Below are 23,767 nucleotides of genomic sequence, written 5' to 3'. Positions count from 1 at the left end.
ACGCCCATGAACTACCAGTCGACGCGCGGCCACGATGTGCCGCAATCGTTTTCCGAAATCCTGCTCGGCGGCCTGGCGCCCGATGGCGGTCTTTACCTGCCCAGGCAATATCCGCAAGTCACGGCTGATGAACTCGAAGCCTGGCGCAAGCTGCCGTATGCCGATCTGGCCTTCGAAGTACTGTCGCGCTTCTGCGACGACATCCCGGCCGACGACCTGCGCGCGCTGACGCGCAAGACGTACACCGCCGAGGTGTATTGCAATGCGCGCGCCGGCGACAACACCGCCGATATCACGCCGCTGCGCACGCTGGGCGAGGAAGGCGGCACGAAGCTGCAACTGCTGGGTCTGTCGAATGGTCCGACGCTGGCGTTCAAGGACATGGCGATGCAGTTGTTGGGCAACCTGTTCGAGTACGCGCTCAAGCGCGCCGGGCTCAAGCTCAATATCCTTGGTGCCACCTCGGGCGACACGGGCAGCGCCGCCGAATACGCGATGCGCGGCAAGGAAGGCATCCGCGTGTTCATGCTGAGCCCGCATCGCAAGATGAGCGCCTTCCAGACCGCGCAGATGTTCAGCCTGCAGGACCCGAACATCTTCAACATCGCGATTGAAGGCGTGTTCGACGACGCCCAGGACATCGTCAAGGCCGTGTCGAACGACCACGCGTTCAAGGCGCGGCAGCGCATCGGCACCGTCAACTCGATCAACTGGGCGCGCGTGGTGGCCCAGGTCGTGTACTACTTCAAGGGGTGGCTGCTGGCCACGGACGGCCCTGGCCAGAAGGTGTCGTTCTGCGTACCGTCGGGCAACTTCGGCAATGTCTGCGCCGGTCACATCGCGCGCATGATGGGCCTGCCGATCGACCGCCTCGTGGTGGCCACCAACGAGAACGATGTGCTCGACGAGTTCTTCCGCACCGGCACCTACCGCGTGCGGACGTCGGCGCAGACGTATCACACCTCGAGCCCGAGCATGGACATCTCGAAGGCATCCAACTTCGAGCGCTTTATCTTCGATCTGCTCGGTCAGGACGCCACCAAGCTGGCCGCGCTATTCCGCGATGTCGATGCCAAGGGCGGCTTCGATCTGGCCGGCAAGCCGGAATTCGATCGCATCCGCGAATTCGGCTTTGTCTCGGGGCGCAGCACGCATGACGACCGCGTGGCAACGATCCGCGACATCCACCAGCGTTACGGCGTGACGATCGACACCCACACCGCCGATGGTGTGAAGGTGGCGCGCGAACACCTGTCGGCCGGCGTGCCGATGGTGGTGCTGGAGACGGCGCTGCCGGCCAAGTTTGCCGACACGATCCGCGAAGCGCTTGGCCACGAGCCCGAGCGTCCCGCCGCATTCGACGGCATCGAGAAGCTGCCGCAGCGCTTCGAGGTCATGCCGGCGGACGCCGACAAGGTCAAGGCGTACATCGCGCAGCACACCGGACTGTAATAAGCGGTATTGCTGCTGCCGCCGACGTCTCCCGCGCCAACTCGCTACAATCGGGTTTGCCGGGCTCCGTTGCCACGGCCCCCAGCGTTTCGCGGGGGCCGTTTTGCTGTTGGGGCCAACCTGAATTCGAACATCCCATGACTCAGACCGCAGCGCGCCCCCCGATGCTGACGACGGCCCAGGCCCTGGAAGCCCTGATGGCCGGCGCCACACCGATTACCGAGACAGAAACCGTCGATACGCTCGATGCCAACGGGCGCGTGCTGGCCGCTCCGGTGCGCAGTGCGCTGCGCGTGCCGCCCGCCGACAATACCGCGATGGACGGATACGCGATGCGTGCGGCCGATGTGCCGGCCGCGGGCGCGCGGCTGCCGGTGTCGCAGCGCATCCCCGCCGGCCACGTCGGCACCGAACTCGCGCCCGGTACCGCTGCGCGCATTTTTACCGGCGGTCTGATTCCGCCCGGCGCGGACGCCGTGGTCATGCAGGAGCAATGCGAGTCCGATGGCGATGTCGTGGTGATCAATCACGTCCCGGCGTCGGGCGAGTGGATACGCCGCGCGGGCGAGGACATCGAAATCGGGAGCGAGATTCTTTGCGCCGGCACGCGGCTGTCGCCGCAGGCGTTGGGGCTGGCCGCGTCCGTCGGGCAGGCCTCCCTCGACGTGGTGCGCCGCGTGCGTGTCGCGGTGTTCTTTACCGGCGACGAACTGGCGCTGCCGGGCGAGCCGCTCAAGCCGGGCGCCATCTACAACTCGAACCGTTTCACATTGCGCGGCCTGCTGCAAAACCTGGGCTGCGAAGTGACCGATTTCGGCATCGTTCCCGATACGCTGGCCGCCACGCGCGACACGTTGCGCCGCGCCGCCGCCGGCAACGATCTGATCATTACGTCGGGCGGCGTGTCGGTCGGCGAGGAAGACCACATCCGGCCGGCAGTTACCGCGGAAGGACGCCTCGATCTTTGGCAGATTGCCATGAAGCCTGGCAAGCCGCTGGCATTCGGGCAGGTTGCGAACGGGTCTGGCAAGCCGACGTTCTTTATCGGTCTGCCGGGCAATCCGGTGTCCAGCTTTGTGACGTTCCTGCTGTTCGTGCGACCGTTCCTGTTGCGTCTGCAGGGCGTGGCCGACGTGACGCCGCGTCGTATCGCCGTGCGCGCCGATTTCGACCTGCCGCGCGGCGATCGCCGCAATGAATTCCTGCGCGCGCGCTTCAACGACGCGGGCGGGCTCGATCTGTTCCCGAACCAAAGCTCGGGCGTGCTGACGTCGACGGTATGGGGCGACGGCCTGATCGACAATCCGCCCAACCAGCCGATCCGGCGCGGCGACACAGTGCAATTCATTCCCTTCGCCAGTTTGCTGGCCTGACCATGCAACTAGAACTTCGATATTTCGCGAGCGTGCGCGAGCAGGTCGGGCAGGGCGCCGAGCGTGCCGAAGTACCTGCCGACGTGCTTACCGTTGGCGACCTGCGCGCGTGGCTGCGGGCGCGCGGCGGCGTCTGGGCCGAAGCCCTTGCCGAGGGCCGCGCACTGCGCATGGCGGTGGACCACTCCGTGGCCCGCGCCGAGACACCGCTGGCCGACGGCTGCGAAGTGGCGTTTTTTCCGCCGGTAACGGGAGGCTGACATGACGGTACGCGTGCAGCTTGCGGATTTCGATCTGGGCGCCGAAGTGGCAGCACTGCGCGCCGACAACCGCGGCGTGGGGGCGGTGGCCAGCTTTATCGGCACCGTGCGGGACGTCAGCGACGGCGCGCGCGTCAGCACGATGGAACTCGAACACTATCCCGGCATGACAGAGAAGGCGCTCGAAAAAATCGAGGCCGCGGCGCGCGCGCGCTGGCCGCTGCTGGGCGTGACGATCGTGCATCGGGTCGGATTGCTTGCGCCGCTTGACCAGATCGTGCTGGTGGCCGTCGCGTCCGCCCATCGTGGCAGCGCCTTTGCCGCGTGCGAGTTCATCATGGACTACCTGAAATCCGAGGCGCCGTTCTGGAAGAAGGAGGTCACACCCGATGGCGCCGCAAAGTGGGTCGACGCGCGCGTGTCCGACGATGCCGCGCTACGCCGCTGGGGTATCGAATCGTTCAACGCAGGGTCTTCCGAATCTGGCCAGGAACAATAACAAATGAGTCCGATGGGCTTTCTGGCAGTAGGCGTCGGCGCTGCCGTTGGCGCATGGTTGCGCTGGTTCTTCTCGGTACTGTGGAACGCGGCCAATCCGGCCCTGCCGTACGGCACGCTGGCTTCCAACCTGGTTGGCGGCTACCTGATCGGGCTGGCGGTGGCGTTCTTCCAGACGCATCCGTCGCTGCCGCCGGAATGGCGCCTGCTGGCCGTCACCGGATTTCTCGGTGGGCTAACCACCTTTTCCACGTTTTCGAGCGAAGTGGTGGCCAATCTGTTGGCTGGCGACTACCGCTGGGCGCTGGCGCACCTGATCATGCATCTCGGCGGCTCGCTGGTGCTGACGGCGCTGGGCCTCTACACCTATCGCGCGCTGTCCTAAAGCCGTCCGCGGCCGCCTTGGTCGCAGGGCGCTGGGGCCCGCTCCGGCGCGCGATCCGCGCTGCGCGACCTAGGTAACAATCCCGATACGCTGGCGCTCCTCCGGCGGCGGGAGACCGTCTACTATTGCTACGGAGTGCCCCGCGCGCCGCTCGACGCGCTTTCGCACGCTTTCCCGAAGTTCCCGCTTCCCCAGTTGCGCCAGTCGTTTGCCGGCCACCTCCCGCCAGCCCGGAGCGCCCTGGATACTCCAGGCGCCCCTTGCCATCCGTCCGGCAGTTGCAGTCCCTGTGTTACCCGCTTCGGTTCATAACAAGGAGACATCCCCATGCAGCCCCGTCATGTCCGCGCCGTCGTCAGCCGTTTATCCCCCACCCGACATCCCACTGCCGTTGCAGCGGCGGTCGCAATCCTGATCGTCGCCGGATGCGGCGGCGGCGGGTCCACCACGATTGTTAGTCCCGGCACCGGCGACACCAGCACGCCCGTCGCCGTGCCGGCCTTCGTAAAGGGCGCGGTCGGCGTGAAACACTACGATGGGGTGTCCGACGATCTTGCCACCGGCGGGCTGGGCAAGGATGGCCTGGCGGGCGTGGCGCCGGCATTCGCCGATCCCAATGCGCCGACGGCAGCCGAACTGCGCCGAAACGCGATCTACGCAAACTATCGCGCCATCGTCGACGTCTCCGCTGCGGGCGGCTACGGCACGCTCTACGGGCCCAATGTCGATGCACAAGGCAACGTGACGGCGGGGCAGGGCAAGGTGCCGGGGACGGAATACATCGCCTTTGCCGATGACGGCACCGGCCAGCAAAACGTGACGGTCCTGGCGCAGATCCCCGATTCGTTCGACCCAAAGAATCCCTGCATCATATCGGCCACATCGTCAGGATCGCGCGGCGTCTATGGCGGCATTGCGGTAGGCGAATGGGGCCTGAAGCGCGGCTGCGCCGTGGCCTATACGGACAAGGGCACCGGCGCCGCGCCGCACGATCTCGATTCCGACACAGTGCCATTGATCGACGGCACGCGCACTACGCGGCAGGCCGCCGGCAAGCTGGCCGCATTTGCGGCGCCCGCCGGGGCGACGTCGCTGGCCGATTTCGGCGCGGCATTTCCGCACCGGCTGGCATTCAAGCACGCCCACTCGAAACAGAATCCCGAGGCGAACTGGGGTTTGAACACGTTGCAGGCCATCGAATTCACACTCTTCGCGATCAACGATAAGTTCGGCACGAAAAACGCCAGTGGCGTGGCGACCACCACATTCACGCGCGACAACGTGCTGGTGATCGCCTCTGCGATTTCCAACGGCGGCGGCGCGGCCATCGCCGCGGCCGAGCAGGACACCAACGGACTGATCGACGGCGTGGCGGTTGGCGAGCCCAACGTGGAAATGCCGCCGGGCGCGAATATCGTGGTGCGCCGGGGCGGCGCGACCGTGGCTGCGTCGGGCAAGCATCTCTACGACTACACGACTATCGCCAACCTGTACCAGCTGTGCGCCAGCCAGGTGCCGGCGCTCTCCAACGCACCGAAAATCGGCGCTTCGCTGCCGAGCCAGACGATCGACCGCTGCGCTTCGCTGGTGACCGCCAACAAGGTCGCCGGCGGCACTACGGCGGCGCAGGCAGGCGCAGCGCTGGCGCAGTTGCACGCCGCCGGTTGGGAGGTCGAGTCGGACGAGTTGCATACCTCGCTGTCGTTGCTGGAAGTAGCCAGTTCGATCTCCGTGACCTATGCCAACGCCTATGCGCGCGCCAGCGTCACCGATCGGCTATGCCATTACAGCTTTGCGTCGCCGGCGGCCACCACGCTGGTGCCCACCGCCATTCCGGCGATCGCGTTGGCCGGCTTGTTCTCCACCGGCAACGGCATTCCGCCCACCACTGGCGTCACGCTGATGAACGACGACTCGCCGGGCGGCGCGATGCGCGATTTCTTGTCGAAGTCGCCGTCCAACAGTGTGGCGGACGCCAATCTCGATGGGGCGCTGTGCCTGCGCAACCTCTTCGATACCGGCAATTCGGCGTTGATGACCGGAATTGGCCAGACCTACCGCAATGGCAACCTGCGCGGCAAGCCAACCGTGATCGTCCACGGCCGCAGCGACGGGCTGCTGCCGGTCAACCACACGTCGCGACCCTACCTGGGGCTGAATCGTCGGGTTGAAGGGCCAACGACCAAGCTGTCTTATATCGAGGTGACCAACGGCCAGCATTTCGATGGGTTTATCGACGCGATACCGGGCTATGCCAAGCGGTATATCCCGATGCACGTCTACCTGAACCGCGCTTTGGACGCGGTCTATACCAACCTGAAGACCGGCACGGCGTTGCCGCCGTCCCAGGTGGTGCGGACCACGCCGCGGGGCGGCAACGATACCGACGTCGTCGGACCGCAAATTCTGCCGTCCAACGTGCCGCCGATCTCGCTCACGCCCGCAGCCGGAGACGTGATCCTGGTGACGGATACCTCGGTGGACGTGCCGAACTGACCGGGTGTCTCGAAGTGCACGGCCATGCATTTGCAGTCTGTACAACTTGCATGGCCGTTCCCTTGAAATGTCAACGCAAAGCCCTATCTTTCGGGAGTAACGTGTCCGGCTGGGCATTTGCGAAGTGGTGGCCGCGTCGCAGCCACTTCGCCTCCCCGCATGCGGACACACTTTCTAAAGAGAGAGGTCTCCCCAATGCGAATTGACAAACTCACCACCCGGTTCCAGGAAGCGCTGGCAGAAGCGCAATCGCTGGCGCTGGGCCACGATAACCAGTACATCGAACCCCAGCATCTGCTGCGCGCACTGCTGGCGCAGGACGACGGCGCGGCCCGCACGCTGCTGTCGCGCGCTGGCGTCAACGTGAACGGCCTGCAAACGGCGCTCGACGCGGCGATTCAGCGTCTGCCCCAGGTACAGGGCACCAACGAGGTCCAGGTCGGACGCGATCTCAACAATCTGCTCAACGCCACCGAAAAGGAAGCGATCAAGCGCAATGACCAGTTCATTGCCAGCGAGCTGTTCCTGCTGGCCGTGGCCGACGACAAGAACGAAACGGGCCGTATCGCGCGCGAAAACGGTTTGTCGCGCAAGTCGCTGGAAGCGGCCATCACGGCCGTGCGCGGCGGCGACAGCGTGAATAGCGCCGACGCCGAATCGCAGCGCGAGGCGCTCAAGAAGTACACCGTGGACCTGACCGAGCGCGCCCGCGCCGGCAAGCTCGACCCCGTGATTGGCCGCGACGACGAAATCCGGCGCGCCATCCAGATCCTGCAGCGTCGCACCAAGAACAATCCCGTGCTGATCGGCGAGCCGGGCGTGGGCAAGACCGCCATCGTCGAAGGGCTGGCGCAGCGCATCGTCAATGGCGAAGTGCCGGAAACGCTCAAGAACAAGCGCGTGCTTGTGCTAGATATGGCTGGCCTGCTGGCCGGCGCCAAGTATCGCGGCGAATTCGAGGAGCGCCTGAAGGCCGTGCTCAGTGATGTGGCCAAGGACGAAGGGCAGACCATCGTCTTCATCGATGAGATCCACACCATGGTCGGCGCCGGCAAGGCCGAAGGCGCGATCGATGCGGGCAACATGCTCAAGCCGGCGCTGGCGCGTGGCGAGTTGCACTGCATCGGCGCCACAACGCTGAACGAATACCGCAAGTACATCGAAAAGGACGCCGCGCTGGAGCGCCGCTTCCAGAAGGTGCTGGTGGACGAGCCAAGCGTGGAGTCGACCATCGCCATCCTGCGCGGTCTGCAGGAAAAGTACGAACTGCACCACGGCGTGGAAATCACCGACCCGGCCATCGTCGCGGCGGCCGAGCTGTCGCATCGGTATATCACCGACCGGTTCCTGCCCGACAAGGCCATCGATCTGATCGACGAGGCGGCCGCACGCATCAAGATGGAAATCGATTCGAAGCCTGAAGCGATGGACAAGCTCGAGCGCCGCACGATCCAGCTCAAGATCGAGCGCGAGGCCGTCAAGAAGGAAACCGACGAGGCTTCGCGTAAGCGTCTGGAACTGATCGAACAGGAAATCACGCGCCTGGAAAAGGAATATGCGGACCTGGACGAGATCTGGCGCGCCGAGAAGGGCGCCGCGCAGGGCACGGCCGCGCTGAAGGAAGAGATCGAGAAGATCAAGCTGGAAATTTCGCGGCTGCAGCGCGAAGGCAAGCTCGACAAGGTGGCGGAGCTGCAATACGGCAAGCTGCCGGCGCTGGAAGGCAAGCTGCAGGCTGCCAACAAGGCCGAGGCCAGCGAGCAGAAGCAGCCCAACAAGCTGCTGCGCACGCAGGTGGGCGCCGAGGAAATCGCCGAGGTGGTGAGCCGCGCCACGGGTATCCCCGTGGCCAAGATGATGCAGGGCGAACGCGAGAAGCTGCTGAAGATGGAAGACCGCCTGCATCAGCGTGTGGTCGGCCAGGACGAAGCCGTGCGGCTGGTGTCCGATGCTATCCGCCGCTCGCGCGCGGGCCTGTCGGACGAGAACAAGCCCTATGGGTCGTTCCTGTTCCTGGGACCGACCGGCGTCGGCAAGACCGAGCTGTGCAAGGCGCTGTCGGAATTCCTGTTCGATTCCGAGGAGCACCTGATCCGCATCGACATGAGCGAATTCATGGAGAAGCACAGCGTCAGCCGTCTGATCGGCGCGCCGCCGGGCTATGTCGGCTACGACGAAGGCGGCTACCTGACCGAGGCCGTGCGCCGCAAGCCGTACGCGGTGATCCTGCTCGACGAAGTCGAAAAGGCGCACCCGGATGTCTTCAACGTGCTGCTGCAGGTGCTTGACGACGGTCGCCTGACCGACGGCCAGGGCCGCACCGTGGACTTCAAGAACACGGTCATCGTGATGACGTCGAACCTCGGTTCGCACGTGATCCAGGCGATGTCGGGCGAGCCGCAGGAAGCGATCAAGGGAGCAGTCTGGCAGGAAGTGCGCACGCATTTCCGGCCCGAGTTCCTGAACCGGATCGACGAGGTGGTGGTGTTCCACGCGCTCGACCAGAAGAACATCGAGTCGATCGCGAAGATTCAGCTGCAGCGTCTTCAAGCGCGCCTGGCGCGGATGGACATGACGCTCGACATCAGCGAGAAGGCGCTCGAAAAGATCGCCAGCGCGGGTTACGACCCGGTGTTCGGCGCTCGTCCGCTGAAGCGCGCGATCCAGCAGCAGATCGAGAACCCGGTGGCAAAGGCCATCCTGGAAGGCAAGTTCGCGGCCAAGGATGTGGTGCCGGTGGACTACGTGGACGGCGAGTTCACGTTCGGACGCATCGTGCATTAACGCCGTACGCACCCGCGTCATGCAAGGGACCTCTTCGGAGGTCCTTTTTTTTCGTCACAATACGGGCTTGCGCGATTTCCCAACCGGAGCGATCCCATGGCTCAAGGCGAGCACAAGTATCACGTCAATGTGGAATGGACCGGCAACCGCGGTACCGGCACGTCCGGCTACCGCGCCTACGGCCGGGACCACACGATCCGCGCGGGCGGCAAACCGGACATCGCGGGCTCGTCGGATCCGGCGTTCCTTGGCGACGCTGCGCGCTGGAATCCCGAAGACCTGTTGGTGGCATCGGCGTCAGCCTGTCACAAGCTCTGGTATCTGCATCTCTGTTCGGACGCCGGTATCGCCGTGGTGGCTTATATCGACGAAGCCGAAGGCACGATGCGGGACGGCCCGCAGGGCGGACAGTTCACGGAAATCGTGCTGCGCCCGCGCGTGACCATTCGGGCGGGCGATGACGCCGAACGCGCGGCGCATCTTCATCACGTGGCGCACGAAAAGTGCTACATCGCGCGTTCGGTCAATTTTCCGATCCGCTGCGAAGCTGTAATCGAAGCGGCATCCGCGTGAATGTCTGATTGCCAACGCTGGCAAAACCCTATGTGCGCATAAGACGCTTGTCTTATGCCGCACATGTACTAGTCTGGACACATCGTTGACATATCCACGATCAGCACCGTGACGATTCCCCGCAGTGTCCTGACCAACTCGTCCTAGCCTTTCGCACCGAGCCCCCCGCATCCCGCGCAGGATGCGCGGTGTTTCCCCATTCCGCCGCAGCCTTTTTCCGGACACTCACCGCCGGTGGATGGCGTTCGTCCTTACGAAGAAAAACACCTCGACAGGCGCCTGCCGCATTGCCCCACGCCTGCCGTTCCAACGATCGATCGCAATCCGCGCCCCAGGCGCTTCTTGAAGCTGGAGGAATCATCGTGTTGCAAAAACGGAAGGCCCCCCTGGCCGTGGCGTGCGCTGTCGCGAGCGCGCTGCTGGTCATTTCCTGCGGCGGCAGCGACGACAACGGATCGACGCCCACCACGCCGACAACCCCGACGACCCCGCAGGCCGACAACAGTTGCCAGGTGCTGGCCAGTAACGGCAGCACCGTCGTGGTGGGTTCAAACCAGCCCGGCGATCCCGCGCTGCCCGAGCCCGCCACCGGCTATCGCACCGGGCTCAAACCGGTCTACGCGAAGACCTACATGGTCTCGACGTCGAACGCCTATGCCAGCGCCGCCGGCTGTGCGGTGCTCCAGAAGGGCGGCAGTGCAGCCGATGCGGCCGTGGCCGTGCAGGCGGTGCTGGGTCTGACGGTGCCGGAAGCGACGGGCATGGGATCGGGCGGGTTCATGCTCTATTACGATGCGGCCGCCAAGACGATCCAGGCCTACGACGGGCGCGAAAGCGCGCCGGCCGCCGCCACGGAAAACTATCTGCGCTATGTCGACGACGCCACGGACACGAGCCTGCCAAAGCCCAACGCGCGCGCCAGCGGCCGGTCCATCGGCACCATTGGCGTGCCAAGGCTGATCGAACGCGTGCAGAAGGAACACGGCAAGCTGGCGTGGAAAGACCTTTTCGGGGATGCGATCTCGCTGTCCACCAACGGCTTCCCGATCGGCGGCCGGCTGGCCCAGGCCATCGCATCGAACGCGACGAATCTGAAGCGCGATCCCGAGGCGACGGCGTACTTCTTCAACGCCGACGGCACGCCCAAGGCGCTCGGCACGATCCTGAAGAATCCCGCCTATGCGAATACGCTGAGCGCGATGGCCGCGCAGGGCGCCGACGCACTCTACAAGGGCCCGATCGCCAACGACATCATCGCCAAGATCGGCTCGACCGTAGCCGCCGATGGGACGCCGACCACGCCGGGCAAGACCACGCTGGCCGACCTGGCCGCGTATGAGGCCAAGTTGCGCACGCCGGTGTGCGTGACGTACCGCGCGTACTGGATCTGCGGCGCGCCGCCGCCGACTTCGGGCGGAATCACGGTGGCCGCGGCGATGCAGATTCTGGAGAACTTCGACATGGCGTCGCTCAAGCCGAATCCTGTCGATGGCGAAGGCGGCAAGCCGACGGTCCAGGGCGTGCATCGGGTCAGCGAAGCCGAGCGACTGGCTTACGCCGATCGCGACAAATACGTCGCGGACACCGATTTCGTGCCGTTGCCCGGCGGCACGTGGGACACCATGCTCAACAAGACCTACATGCAGTCGCGCGCCGCGCTGATCGACCCCGCGCATTCGATGGGAACGGCCACCGCCGGCAACCTCGGGCCGGTGCCGCTCGGCGTGTCGTCGCTGATCGAGCATGGCACCAACCACTACTCGATCGTCGATGCGCAGGGCAACGTGGTCAGCGCCACCACATCGGTCGAATCGAGCATGGGATCGTTCCATATGACCAATGGCTTCCTGCTGAACAATCAGCTCACCGATTTCAGTGCGGCGCCAACCGATACCAGCGGAAATCCGATTGCGAACCGCGTGCAGCCGGGCAAACGTCCGCGCAGTTCGATGGCGCCCACCATGGTGTTTCGCAAGGCTGCCGATGGATCGATGGGTGACTTCCTGATGGCCACGGGATCGCCGGGCGGCGGCACGATTCCGCAGTACGTGGTCAAGACGCTGGTCGGCGTGCTCGACTGGGGACTCGACGCGCAACAGGCCTCCGGGCTGGTCGATTTTGGCGCCAGCAACAATCCCACCACGACCATTGGCGGCGAGCATCCCAATATCGACATCAGCAACGGCGGCAACAACGATCCGCTGATCACCGGCCTGAAGGCGCTCGGACACACCATCTCGACCAGCGCGCAGTCGAGCGGCGTCAATACGATCCTGCGCACCCAGACCGGTGGGGCGTCGGTGCTGCAAGGCGGTACCGACCCGCGGCGCGAGGGCGTCGTGCTCGGCAATACCTTTACGCCGTAAGCGCCGTATAGGCGTCACCAGCCAGCCGCAACGCCGCGCGGCTGGTTGCCAATTGCAACAGATTGCATGGGTTTGATCGGAATCGGTTGGTGATTGACTTGTGTCAACCTGTTGCGGCGTGCGGCTGGTTACTATCACATCCGTCATGGAGATGCGGGGGCGCTCTTCATGACTTGTCTACCCGTTTCCGGAATGGAAACTTGACCCGCAGCGCAACTCCGGCACTGCGGGTTTTTTCTTTTTGGCGTGACGTCATGCTTGGCCCACTCGGGCGCAGGATTCCGGTCCAAACTCTGACGCCCCCTGGCCGACCCGCCTCGCCGTCTTCGGGCATGTCGATATTTCCGCGCGATCTTATGCGGAAAACGTGCTTGGATCGGCGAAACCATTCGTTCCGTTCAGATAGCCGCGCCGGTAGCCTTTCTCCCTGACAAGAAGCCAAAGAAGCCCCGTTGCCTTGCGACGGGGACATTTCACGACATCTCTGACGGGAGCATCTGAACATGATTCGCAAGCTGGCCATCGGCCTCGCAGTACTGTCCGCCCTCGGCGCCGCCCAGACGGCCCTGGCCAATACCAGTCTGCTCAACGTGTCCTACGACCCCACGCGCGAGCTGTATGTCGACGTGAACAGCGCCTTCGCCAAGGCATACAAGGCGCAGGGCGGCGATACGGTGCAGATTCGCCAGTCGCACGGCGGCTCCGGCAAGCAGGCGCGCTCGGTCATTGACGGACTCGACGCCGATGTGGTCACGCTGGCGCTGGGCTACGACATCGACGCCATCGCCGAAAAGGGGCTGATCAAGCCGGACTGGCAGAAGCGTCTGCCGCACAACGCCTCGCCGTACACATCGACCATCGTGTTCCTGGTGCGCAAGGGCAATCCCAAGCAGATCAAGGACTGGAACGATCTGATCAAGCCGGGCGTGCAGGTCATCACACCCAACCCCAAGACATCGGGCGGCGCGCGCTGGAACTATCTGGCCGCTTGGGGCTACGCGCTGCGCCAGCCGGGCGGCAACGAGGCCAAGGCCCGCGAGTTCGTTGGTGCGCTGCTCAAGAACGTGCCGGTGCTCGATTCGGGCGCGCGCGGCGCCACCACGACGTTCGTCGAGCGCGGGCTGGGCGATGTGCTGATTGCGTGGGAAAACGAGGCAATTCTGGCCATCAAGGAACTCGGTCCCGAGAAGTTCGATATCGTCGCGCCGTCGGTGTCGATCCTGGCCGAGCCGCCGGTGGCCGTGGTCGACAAGGTGGTCGACAAGAAGGGCACGCGCAAGGCCGCCGAAGCCTATCTGCAATTCCTCTACACCGACGAAGGCCAGGAAATCGCGGCCAAGAACTACTACCGTCCGATTTCGGAAAAGGTGGCCGCCAAGTACGCCGCCAACTTCCCCAAGGTGAAGCTGTTCACGATCGACGAGGTATTCGGCGGCTGGGCCAAGGCCCAGAAGGCGCACTTTGCCGATGGCGGTTCGTTCGACCAGGTCTACCAGCCTGGCAAGCGATGATCGCGACGCCGAGGCGGCCAGCGCTGCCCCGGCGCCCCTGAAGAAGGAGTCCGCCATGTCCGCTGCTCGCATCGTCCGCCTCGCAGTGTCTTGCATCGCCCCGGAGCGATGTCCCGCCTGATCTGAAGATTCCCCACGCATGACCCCTGCGATGCCGCGCGAAGGCGCCGGCAGGGCGTCGTGCCGCCACAGATTTCATCGCCATCGCCTTGCACGGACCCGACATGACCACTTCCAGAACCGGAACACTTGCCCGCCAACCTGCCTCGCTGCGCCGCCGCCTGATCCTCGGCGCACTCGTGATCGCCACCGGCGTGATCTACGGCGTCACCGCCTCGCCGGCCCGCGCCCAGTCGTCCAACACCAATCCAAAGCTGCTGCGTATCGGCTATCAGAAGTACGGCACGCTGACGCTGCTCAAGGCGCGCGGCACGCTGGAAAAGCGCCTCGCGTCGCAGGGCATCAGCGTGAAATGGACCGAGTTCCCGGCCGGCCCGCAATTGCTCGAAGGGCTCAACGTCGGTGCCATCGATTTCGGCACGGTCGGCGAAGCGCCGCCGATCTTCGCGCAGGCCGCCGGCGCGCAACTGGCCTATATCGGCAATGAGCCGCCCGCGCCCAAGTCCGAAGCGATCGTCGTGCCGAAGACGTCGACGCTGAAAAGCGTGACCGATCTGCGCGGCAAGCGCGTGGCGCTTAACAAGGGCTCGAATGTTCATTATCTGCTGGTGCGCCAGCTTGAAAAGGCCGGAGTGGCCTGGAGCGACATCCAGCCCGTGTACCTGCCGCCGGCCGACGCCCGCGCGGCATTCGAACGCGGCGCGGTGGACGCCTGGGTGATCTGGGATCCGTTCCTGGCCGCCGCCGAAAAGCAACTCGGCGCGCGCGTGCTGGCCGACGGCCGCGATGCGAGCGGCCGGAACGTCGTCAGCAATCATCAGTTCTATTTGGCCTCGCGCCCCTACGCGAATGCGCGGCCCGACGTGGTCGAGGCAATCCTTGATGAACTGGCGCAGTTGGGCCAGTGGGCCGAAAAGCATCCGCACGACGCCACGCAGTTCCTGGCCAAAGAGACCGGACTCGACACCAACGTGCTGGCGCTGGCCGTCTCGCGCTTTTCCTATGGCGCGAAGCCCGTCACGCCCGAGGTCCTAGCCGAACAGCAGCGTATCGCCGACGCGTTCGTGACGCTGAAGCTGATTCCCAAGCCGATCAAGGTGGCCGATGCCGCATGGGCGCCGCCGGCACAGCAGGCGCGGCGCTGATCCACGCCATCGCCCATCCCGACCACAACAGGTAACAGGCACACGAGGCACGACATGCAAGTTTTCTGGTTTATCCCCACCCATGGTGACAGCCGCTACCTTGGCACGTCCGAAGGCGCGCGCGAGGTCAACTTCGACTACCTGAAGCAGATTGCCGTCGCGGCCGATACGCTCGGCTACGAGGGCGTGCTGATTCCCACTGGCCGCTCGTGCGAAGACCCGTGGGTGGCGGCGTCCGCGCTGGCCGCGGTGACGCGCCAGCTCAAGTTCCTGGTGGCAGTGCGTCCGGGGCTGATGACGCCGACGCTCGCCGCGCGCATGGCCGCGACATTCGATCGCATTTCGGGCGGCCGCTTGCTGGTGAATCTGGTGACCGGCGGCGATGTCGCGGAACTGGAAGGCGACGGGCTATTTCTCGATCACGCGGCACGCTACGAGGCGTCTGCCGAATTCATCCGCATCTGGCGCGATGTGCTGGCGGCCAGCCACGATGGCGGCGAGATCAGCTTCGAGGGCAAGCATCTGCATGTGAAGGGCGCACGCGTGCTGTACCCGCCGGCGCAGCGGCCGCATCCGCCGGTCTACTTCGGCGGATCGTCGGACGCCGCGCACGATCTCGCCGCGCAACAGGTGGAGACGTATCTCACCTGGGGCGAGCCGCCGGCGGATGTCGCGCGCAAGATCGCCGACGTACGCGCCCGCGCCGCGAAACACGGCCGCACGGTGCGCTTCGGCATCCGGCTGCACGTGATCGTGCGCGAGACCGAAGCCGCCGCGTGGGCCGCCGCGGACGAACTGATTAGCAGGCTCGACGACGAAACCGTGGCGCGCGCGCAGGCCGTATTCGCCAAGATGGATTCCGAAGGGCAGCGACGCATGGCCGCGCTGCATGCGGGCGGGGCCAAGCGCACGCGCGAGGCGCTGGAAATCAGTCCCAACCTGTGGGCCGGCGTGGGTCTGGTGCGCGGCGGTGCGGGCACGGCACTGGTCGGTGATCCGCAGACCGTGGCCGCGCGCATGCAGGAATACGCGGACCTGGGCATTGACACGTTCATCTTCTCGGGTTACCCGCATCTGGAGGAAGCGTACCGGTTTGCCGAACTGGTATTCCCGCTGCTGCCGCGCCAGTTGCGCGACAGACTGCCGGGGCAGGTGCTATCGGGCCCGTTTGGCGAAGTCATGGCCACCGGCATCGTGCCGCGCGCCTCGCAAAGCTAAGGCGGCGATCATGGCGAACCTGGAATCCGTGTCGCAACCGGTATCGACATCGACGCGTGGCCGCGGCGCGGCGCAGGCGGTCGCGCCGTGGATCGTGCCGGTGCTGCTGATCGTGGCGTGGCAGGGCGCATCGCAACTGGGATGGCTGTCCAGCCGGGTCCTGCCCGCGCCGCTGGCGGTGGTGGAAGCGGCGTGGGGTCTCGCGGCATCCGGCGAACTGTGGCGCCACGTCTGGGTCAGCACGTGGCGCGCGCTGATCGGACTGGCCGTCGGCGGCGGGCTGGGCCTGCTGCTCGGTCTGCTGACTGGCACGTTCCGCACCGCGGCCACACTGCTCGATAGCACGCTGCAGATGGTGCGCAACATCCCCACGCTGGCGCTGATTCCGCTGGTAATCCTGTGGTTCGGCATCGATGAGACGGCCAAGCTCTTTCTGGTGGCGCTGGGCGTGTTCTTTCCGGTGTACCTCAATACGTTCCACGGCATCCGTGCGGTGGATCCGGCGCTGGTGGAAATGGCGCGCAGCTATGGGCTGTCCGGATGGCGGCTGTATCGCGAAGTGATCCTGCCCGGCGCGTTGCCAAACATTCTGGTCGGCGTGCGTTTTTCGCTGGGGCTGATGTGGGTGATCCTGATCGTGGCAGAGACGATCTCCGCGCAATCGGGCATCGGCTACATGACGATGAACGCGCGCGAATTCCTGCAAACCGATGTGGTGCTGGTCGGCATCCTGCTCTATGCGCTGCTGGGCAAGCTGGCCGATGTGCTATCGCGCGCGCTGGAACGCTTCTGGCTGCGTTGGCATCCCGGCTATCAGGCCGCTTGAAACGAGCGAGGCATCCGGTAGCGGATAGCGGTACGTCATTCCACCCAGGTCACCGGTAGCGATCCGTTGCGAACCGAGGAGAGATTCATGCAGACACTTTATCCCGTGGAACAGGCCGCACTGGCCTGGCTCGAACACGATCTGGCCCGCCGCGAGGCAGCGCGTCCCGCAACGGCGCCGACGCCAGCCGAAGGCGGCGTGGCGCTGCGCGTGCAACAGGTGGTAAAGCACTACAACGGTCGCGCAGTGCTACATGGCGTCGACCTGCAGGTTCGGCCCGGCGAGTTCGTGGCCATTGTTGGGCGCAGTGGTTGCGGCAAGAGCACGCTGTTGCGCCTGGTGGCCGGGCTTGAAAATGCCGATGGCGGCGCCGTCACGCTCGATGATCGCAACGGCCGCGACTTGCAGGACAGTATCCGCGTGATGTTCCAGGATGCCCGGCTGCTGCCGTGGAAGCGCGTGCTGGACAACGTCGCGCTGGGCTTGCCGCGCGAGCGCCGCGCCGACGCGCAGGCCGTGCTGGCGCAGGTGGGGCTGGCCGAACGCGCCGCCGAATGGCCGGCGCGGCTTTCCGGTGGGCAGCGGCAACGCGTGGCGCTGGCCCGCGCGCTGGTGCACCACCCACGCTTGTTGCTGCTCGATGAGCCGCTTGGTGCGCTCGATGCGCTGACGCGCATCGAAATGCAGGCGCTGATCGAATCGCTGTGGCGCCGGCTCGGCTTCACTGCGCTGTTGGTCACCCACGATGTGTCGGAGGCGATCGCGCTGGCCGACCGCGTGGTGCTGATCGAAGACGGCCGCATCGCGCTCGATCAGCCCGTCGCGCTGGCCCGGCCACGCCAACGCGGCGACGCTGCGTTCGCCCGGCTGGAAGAAGCGGTGCTGCGTCGCGTGATGAAACTGTCGCCCGACGCCCCATCATCAACGAATCTTCATGCCGCGGTTGCCGCCTAGCTCCTATCATGAGCCATTGGCCGAACCGCGCGCGTAACGACATGGACCGAGCATGACCATTGCTACCGCACTCGAACGCTATCTTGAAACGCTGCCGCGCGAGCCGGTCCCCGGCCGCGAGCTTTGGCGCGATACGCGCGGACAGGTGCAGGGCCAGTACTTCAATTGCTCGCTGACCAGCGCGTTCGAGCCGCTGGTGACCTTATCCGGCCGCGACGTCGTGGCGCACGAGGGGTCGATCCGTACCTATGCCGAGGACGGCGTCGGCCTGGCGGCGTGGAAACTGTTTGCGATGGCGGCGGACGACGCGTCGCTGGTGTCGCTGGATCGCTTGTCGCGGCTGGTGCACGCCATGAACTATTTCGCGGCGCAGGGCGAGCACAAGCTCGTGCTCAATGTGCATAACCGTTTGCTGGCCGCGGTGGCTGACGATCACGGTGCGGCGTTCCGGCGCGCGCTGGAATCGCTGGGCCTGCCGATCGAGCGATTCGTGATCCAGGTGCCCGCCAGTGCCAACGATGACCTGCCGCTGTTGCTGCATGTGGTGGGCAACTATCGCCGCAACGGCTTTGCCGTGAGCCTGCAGGCGTCGGACCCGGCCGAAGCCGGTGCGCTGATGGCGCATGCGCTGCCCGACTGGCTCAAGCTCGACATGCGGCGCACCTGGACTGACCGCCAACTGGCCGGGCTGCGCGCCAGCGCGGACGGCGCGGGCGTGACGCTGATCGGCCGGCGCTTGCAGAACGACGAGGTCGTCGAGCGTTTGCAGAACGCCGGCATCGTACTTGGACAGGGCGAGGCCGTGGCTGGCGGACCGGTGTCGGCACGCGCCTTGCATGCTCATGATGTAGCTGGCAGCACCCCATAAGCACTGAACAACACGAGCGAGAGAAGGAGAACGTATGGTGGCATCGACACTATCGGGTGGCGGCGCGCGGCTGCAAGTGCCGCGCGGTCTGCAGATCCTCACCGTTCCAGGCTTGCACGGCAGCGGGCCGGCGCACTGGCAGAGCCGCTGGGAAGCGTTGTATCCGGACTGGCAGCGCATCGAGCAGCACGACTGGGGTCGGCCGAGCCTGCCGCTGTGGGCCGAGCGCGTATCCGAAGGCGTGTCCCGCGCGCAGCGCGTGGCATCGCGCGGGGCGGTGCTGGTGGCGCACAGCTTCGGATGCCTGGCAACATTGCGCCAGGCGTCGCTCGATCCGGTCGGCATCGCCGGCGCGTTGCTGGTGGCTCCCGCCGATCCCGACAAATTCGGCGTCGGCACGCTGCTGCCGACCTGGCGTCTGCCGTTTCCGACCATCGTGGTGGCCAGCACCAACGATCCGTGGATGTCGCAGCGCACGGCCTTCAGCTGGGGCACGCTGTGGGGCAGCGAACTGGTCGATGCCGGCCCGCGCGGCCACATCAACGCCGATTCGGACCTCGACGACTGGCCCGCGGGACAGGCGCTGCTCGCCACGTTGCTGCAGCGGATCGACTCCATGGGACGCATTCTTAACATGGGTGATGGATCAGACACCTGGGAAGCGTCTGCGGATGTCGTGCAGCCGGCTCCTTATATCTAAAACGATTAAGAAAATTCGAAAAGATTCGTTCTGTTTATAAGGGCGCATCTTCAAAATTTGTCTCGTAGACCGGCGCCTTATGCGCCGCGATCATAAAGACGAGACGACATGCCTTCCACAATTTCCCTGGCGGACGCGCCCCCGCCCACGGTTCCCGCCGCGCAGTTGCGCCCGGCACCCGCCAGCCAGCGCTATACGGTGCTGCCGGGTTTCGGGCTGTCGCTGGGCTTCACGATCTTCTATCTGACGCTGATCGTCCTGATCCCGCTCTCGGCGACGTTCCTGAAGACGTTCACGATGACGTGGGATGCCTTCTGGACGACGGTATCGAATCCGCGCGTGGTGGCGTCGCTGGAACTGAGCTTCGGCGCGTCGCTGGTGGCGGCGATCATCAATACCGCGTTTGGCCTCGTCGTGGCGTGGGTGCTGGTGCGCTACCGGTTTTTCGGCAAGCGTTTTATCGATGCGCTGGTGGATCTGCCGTTTGCACTGCCTACCGCAGTGGCGGGCATCGCGCTGACCGCATTGTTTGCCGGCAATGGCTGGATCGGCCGCTGGCTCGAGCCGCTTGGCATCAAGGTGGCCTTCACGCCGTTGGGCGTGGTGGTGGCGCTGACCTTCATCGGCCTGCCGTTTGTGGTGCGCACTGTGCAGCCAGTGCTCGAAGACGTCGAGCGCGAACTCGAGGAGGCTGCCGCCAGCCTCGGCGCGACACGCCTGCAGACCTTTCGCCGCGTGATCCTGCCGGCCATCCTGCCAGCGCTGCTGACCGGATTCGCGCTGTCGTTCGCGCGGGCCACCGGCGAGTATGGATCGGTGGTCTTTATCTCCGGCAACATGCCGATGGTGTCGGAGATCGCGCCGCTGATGATCTATTCGAAGCTGGAGCAGTACGACTACGCCGGCGCCACTGCCGTGGCCGTGGTGATGCTGGTGATCTCGTTCGTGCTGCTGTTATTGATCAACCTGCTGCAGGCGTGGACGCGCCGCCATCAGAGCGGCGCCCGCGCCGCGGCGCTGCCTGACGGCAATCCGGAGGTGAACTGACATGGCCGGAGCCGTTTCCCGCCTGGGCGCATCGGGCGCCGCGCATCCGTACGGCGCCACGGGCGAATCCGCCTGGGTGCGCTATACGCTGATTACCGTTGCGGTGCTGTTTCTCGGGCTGTTCCTGTTCGTGCCGCTGGCGTCGGTCTTCTATGAAGCCTTGCGCAAGGGCGTGCAAACCTATTTCGATGCGCTGGTCGAGCCGGATGCGGTCGCGGCGATCCAGCTGACGCTGACCGTGGCGGCCATCGCGGTGCCGCTCAACCTGGTGTTCGGCGTGGCGGCGGCGTGGGCCATCGCCAAGTTCGATTTCCGCGGCAAGAATCTGCTGATCACGCTGATCGATCTACCGTTCTCGGTGTCGCCGGTGATCTCGGGGCTGATCTATGTGCTGATGTTCGGCGCGCAGGGCTGGTTCGGCCCATGGCTGGAGGCGCACGACATCAAGATCATGTTCGCGGTGCCGGGCATCGTGCTGGCTACGGTGTTCGTGACCTTCCCGTTTGTCGCGCGCGAGCTGATTCCGCTGATGCAGTCGCAGGGCAGCGAGGAAGAGGAGGCCGCCATCGTGCTGGGCGCATCGGGCTGGCAGACCTTCTGGCACGTCACGGTGCCCAACATTCGCTGGGGCCTGCTGTATGGCGTGATTCTCTGCAATGCGCGGGCGATGGGCGAATTCGGCGCCGTGTCCGTGGTGTCGGGCCATATTCGCGGGCTGACCAACACGATGCCGCTGCATGTGGAAATTCTCTACAACGAATACAACTTCGCGGCCGCGTTTGCCGTGGCGTCATTGCTGACGCTGCTCGCGCTGGTCACGCTCGGTATCAAGACGCTGGTCGAAATCCGCGCCGGCAAGGAACACGCACAGGAAGGGCAGCCATCATGAGCATTCAGGTCAGGAACGTGCAGAAGCGCTTCGGCGATTTCGTGGCGCTCGACAACGTCTCGCTGGACTTCGCCGAGGGCGAACTGACGGCGCTGCTCGGGCCGTCGGGCTGCGGCAAGACCACGCTGCTGCGGATCATCGCCGGGCTGGAGCGCGCCGATGCGGGGCAGGTGGTCCTGGCCGGGCAGGATGCGTCGACCCAGCACGTGCGCCAGCGCAACGTTGGCTTCGTCTTCCAGCACTACGCGCTGTTCAAGCACATGACGGTGTTCGAGAACGTGGCCTTCGGCCTGCGCGTGAAGCCGCGCGCCGAGCGCCCGTCGGAGGCCGTCATCCGCGCCAAGGTGAAGTCGCTGCTGGAACTGGTGCAGCTCGACTGGCTGGGCGACCGTTATCCGTCGCAGCTCTCCGGCGGCCAGCGCCAGCGCATTGCGCTGGCCCGCGCGCTGGCCGTGGAGCCGCGCGTGCTGTTGCTCGACGAACCGTTCGGCGCGCTCGACGCCAAGGTGCGCAAGGAACTGCGTCGCTGGCTGCGCCGCCTGCACGACGAACTCCACGTGACCAGTGTGTTCGTGACGCATGACCAGGAAGAGGCGCTCGAAGTGGCCGATCAGGTCGTGCTGATGAATCGCGGCAAGGTCGAGCAATTCGGCACGCCCGAAGCGGTCTACAACCATCCCGCCACACCATTCGTGTTCGGCTTCCTCGGCAACGTGAACCTGTTTCACGGCCGTCTGGAAGTGGGCGATACGGGCGGCCTTCTGCACACCGGCGAAGCCGTGCTGCCGGTGGTCGGGAGTGGGCATGAGACAGCGGGCGATGCGGTGGCGTATGTGCGGCCGCACGATCTGGAAGTCGAACGCTATGCGCCGGGCACGGACGGCATCGCGGTGACATTGCGGCGCGCGCTGACGCTGGGCCCGGTTGCGCAACTGGAACTGGAGCGCGAAGACAACCAGGACGTGATCGAGGTGGCGTTGCCGCTCGAACGCTTCCGTCACCAGGGCTTTCGCGAGGGCGAACTGTTGGCGGTGCGGCCGCGCCAGTTGCGCGTCTTCAATCGCAGCCAGACTAACGCGGGACAACAAGGGACGGCCAAATGAATTTTCAGCAATTGCGATCGATCCGCGAGGCGGTGCGCCGCCAGTTCAACCTGACCGAAGTGGCCAACGCGCTGTACACATCGCAGCCGGGCGTGTCGCGCCAGATCCGCGAACTCGAAGAAGAACTGGGCGTGGAGATCTTCGAGCGCTATGGCAAGCGCCTGACGGGTCTGACCGAGCCGGGCCGCGAGATCGTGCGGATCGTCGAGCGTCTGCTTCTGGAGGCCGAGAATCTCCGGCAGGCCGGCGATGAATTCGCGGGCCGCCATACCGGCCGGCTGACGGTGGCCACCACGCATACCCAGGCGCGCTACGCGCTGCCCAAGGTGGTGCAGAGCTTCCGGCGCGAATATCCGCACGTCACGCTCGCGCTGCAGGAGGCATCGCCGTCGCATATCGTGGAACTGTTGCTGACCGGTCAGGCCGACATCGGCATCGCCACCGAAGCCGTGGCCAGCGAGGCCGGGCTGACGTCGTTCGAGGCCTACAGCTGGCAGCACGTGATCGTGGTCTCGCCCGAGCATCCGCTGACGCGCTTGCCCGAGCCCACGCTCGAAGACCTGTGCAATTTCCCGATCATTACGTACGACGCCGGCTTCACGGGTCGCCGCAAGATCGACGGCGCGTTTGCCGACGCGGGTTTGCAGCCCGAGATCGTGCTCACGGCGATGGACGCGGACGTGATCAAGACCTACGCCGAACTGGACCTCGGCGTCGGCATCATCGCCTCGATGGCCTATGACGAACGCAAGGACGCCGGGCTCGTGCGGATTCAGGCTGACCACCTGTTCGAACCGAATACGACCAGCGTGGCGGTGCGCCGTGGCGCCTACCTGCGCGGCTATGCGCACGCGTTCATCAACATGTTCGCGCCGCATCTGTCGCGCGACACGGTGTCGACCGCGCTGGCCGAGGCGTCGAGCCGGATCGCCGTGGCGGCCTGACGTCGCCGAATGGCGCCCGAAATTGCCTGAAACCGCGCGGTTCATACGCGCGTTTGCCGCGCGCGGATCTACCTGCCGGTAGGATCCGCCAACCGGTCGCGCCGCCAGTCGTCAGTTCGTCGCAAGCCGCTTTCCTCGCGCCGCCGTCAGGCGTACATTCCCTCTCATCGCAGCCGCCCCATCCGACCGAATGCATGGGGCGTTGCCTATGCTGCAGTGCATCACAGATTTGCACGCGGCTTGTGGAGCAGAAGG

20 protein-coding genes are annotated in these 23,767 nt (G+C 65.4%); all 20 read left to right on the top strand.

What is annotated here, in order from left to right:
• The first annotated feature begins 6 nt into the window (after positions 1 to 6).
• Positions 7 to 1,452, top strand: coding sequence for a threonine synthase (thrC, locus tag F7R19_RS02575; protein WP_150979261.1), 1,446 nt, complete (start codon positions 7 to 9; stop codon positions 1,450 to 1,452).
• A 137-nt stretch (positions 1,453 to 1,589) separates the two neighbouring features.
• Entirely contained in the window at positions 1,590 to 2,825 is a 1,236-nt protein-coding gene (locus F7R19_RS02570) for a molybdopterin molybdotransferase MoeA (RefSeq protein WP_150979260.1), read from the top strand.
• A gap of 2 nt (positions 2,826 to 2,827) precedes the next feature.
• Positions 2,828 to 3,085 carry a molybdopterin converting factor subunit 1 gene (moaD, locus tag F7R19_RS02565; protein WP_150979259.1) on the top strand — a complete coding sequence of 86 codons (258 nt, stop codon included), beginning with the start codon at positions 2,828 to 2,830 and terminating at the stop codon, positions 3,083 to 3,085.
• Between the two features lies 1 nt (position 3,086).
• Positions 3,087 to 3,584, top strand: a complete 498-nt coding sequence (locus F7R19_RS02560; protein ID WP_061958234.1) for a molybdenum cofactor biosynthesis protein MoaE — start codon at positions 3,087 to 3,089, stop codon at positions 3,582 to 3,584.
• Positions 3,585 to 3,587: 3 nt separating this feature from the next.
• Entirely contained in the window at positions 3,588 to 3,968 is a 381-nt protein-coding gene (crcB, locus tag F7R19_RS02555; protein WP_061958235.1) for a fluoride efflux transporter CrcB, read from the top strand.
• Positions 3,969 to 4,295: 327 nt separating this feature from the next.
• Positions 4,296 to 6,464 (top strand): 3-hydroxybutyrate oligomer hydrolase family protein, encoded by a 2,169-nt coding sequence (locus F7R19_RS02550; protein ID WP_150979258.1) that lies wholly within the window; start codon positions 4,296 to 4,298, stop codon positions 6,462 to 6,464.
• A 195-nt stretch (positions 6,465 to 6,659) separates the two neighbouring features.
• On the top strand, positions 6,660 to 9,248 hold the full coding sequence (gene clpB / locus F7R19_RS02545) for an ATP-dependent chaperone ClpB (RefSeq protein ID WP_061958237.1): 2,589 nt from the start codon (positions 6,660 to 6,662) through the stop codon (positions 9,246 to 9,248).
• Between the two features lie 96 nt (positions 9,249 to 9,344).
• Complete coding sequence (locus F7R19_RS02540) at positions 9,345 to 9,821, top strand: OsmC family protein (RefSeq protein ID WP_150979257.1); 477 nt, start codon at positions 9,345 to 9,347, stop codon at positions 9,819 to 9,821.
• A 362-nt stretch (positions 9,822 to 10,183) separates the two neighbouring features.
• Entirely contained in the window at positions 10,184 to 12,187 is a 2,004-nt protein-coding gene (locus tag F7R19_RS02535) for a gamma-glutamyltransferase family protein (RefSeq protein ID WP_223505760.1), read from the top strand.
• 503 nt (positions 12,188 to 12,690) lie between these two features.
• On the top strand, positions 12,691 to 13,698 hold the full coding sequence (locus F7R19_RS02530) for a sulfate ABC transporter substrate-binding protein (RefSeq protein WP_061958240.1): 1,008 nt from the start codon (positions 12,691 to 12,693) through the stop codon (positions 13,696 to 13,698).
• Positions 13,699 to 13,922: 224 nt separating this feature from the next.
• On the top strand, positions 13,923 to 14,963 hold the full coding sequence (locus F7R19_RS02525) for a sulfonate ABC transporter substrate-binding protein (protein WP_150979256.1): 1,041 nt from the start codon (positions 13,923 to 13,925) through the stop codon (positions 14,961 to 14,963).
• A gap of 54 nt (positions 14,964 to 15,017) precedes the next feature.
• Positions 15,018 to 16,181: an FMNH2-dependent alkanesulfonate monooxygenase gene (gene ssuD / locus F7R19_RS02520; protein ID WP_150979255.1), complete on the top strand. Its 1,164-nt coding sequence runs from the start codon at positions 15,018 to 15,020 to the stop codon at positions 16,179 to 16,181.
• A 10-nt stretch (positions 16,182 to 16,191) separates the two neighbouring features.
• Positions 16,192 to 17,007 (top strand): aliphatic sulfonate ABC transporter permease SsuC, encoded by an 816-nt coding sequence (gene ssuC, locus F7R19_RS02515; protein ID WP_150979254.1) that lies wholly within the window; start codon positions 16,192 to 16,194, stop codon positions 17,005 to 17,007.
• Between the two features lie 87 nt (positions 17,008 to 17,094).
• On the top strand, positions 17,095 to 17,961 hold the full coding sequence (locus F7R19_RS02510) for an ATP-binding cassette domain-containing protein (protein WP_150979253.1): 867 nt from the start codon (positions 17,095 to 17,097) through the stop codon (positions 17,959 to 17,961).
• A gap of 52 nt (positions 17,962 to 18,013) precedes the next feature.
• Positions 18,014 to 18,829 (top strand): EAL domain-containing protein, encoded by an 816-nt coding sequence (locus F7R19_RS02505; protein ID WP_061958244.1) that lies wholly within the window; start codon positions 18,014 to 18,016, stop codon positions 18,827 to 18,829.
• Between the two features lie 34 nt (positions 18,830 to 18,863).
• A complete protein-coding gene (locus tag F7R19_RS02500; protein ID WP_150979252.1) occupies positions 18,864 to 19,529 on the top strand; it encodes an RBBP9/YdeN family alpha/beta hydrolase in 666 nt (221 codons plus the stop codon).
• 108 nt (positions 19,530 to 19,637) lie between these two features.
• Positions 19,638 to 20,576: a sulfate ABC transporter permease subunit CysT gene (gene cysT, locus F7R19_RS02495; RefSeq protein WP_150979251.1), complete on the top strand. Its 939-nt coding sequence runs from the start codon at positions 19,638 to 19,640 to the stop codon at positions 20,574 to 20,576.
• A gap of 1 nt (position 20,577) precedes the next feature.
• Entirely contained in the window at positions 20,578 to 21,465 is an 888-nt protein-coding gene (gene cysW / locus F7R19_RS02490; protein WP_061958247.1) for a sulfate ABC transporter permease subunit CysW, read from the top strand.
• On the top strand, positions 21,462 to 22,568 hold the full coding sequence (locus F7R19_RS02485) for a sulfate/molybdate ABC transporter ATP-binding protein (protein ID WP_061958248.1): 1,107 nt from the start codon (positions 21,462 to 21,464) through the stop codon (positions 22,566 to 22,568). The genes cysW and F7R19_RS02485 overlap by 4 nt, the downstream gene beginning before the upstream one ends.
• On the top strand, positions 22,565 to 23,512 hold the full coding sequence (locus F7R19_RS02480) for a CysB family HTH-type transcriptional regulator (RefSeq protein ID WP_061958249.1): 948 nt from the start codon (positions 22,565 to 22,567) through the stop codon (positions 23,510 to 23,512). Before F7R19_RS02485 ends, F7R19_RS02480 begins: the two co-directional genes overlap by 4 nt.
• The last annotated feature ends 255 nt before the right edge of the window (positions 23,513 to 23,767 follow it).

It is taken from the genome of Cupriavidus pauculus, from assembly GCF_008801835.1.
GTDB classification, from domain to species: domain Bacteria; phylum Pseudomonadota; class Gammaproteobacteria; order Burkholderiales; family Burkholderiaceae; genus Cupriavidus; species Cupriavidus pauculus.
The sequence above is the reverse complement of the archived record's forward strand: the minus strand, read 5'-3'. Positions and strand labels throughout refer to the sequence as shown.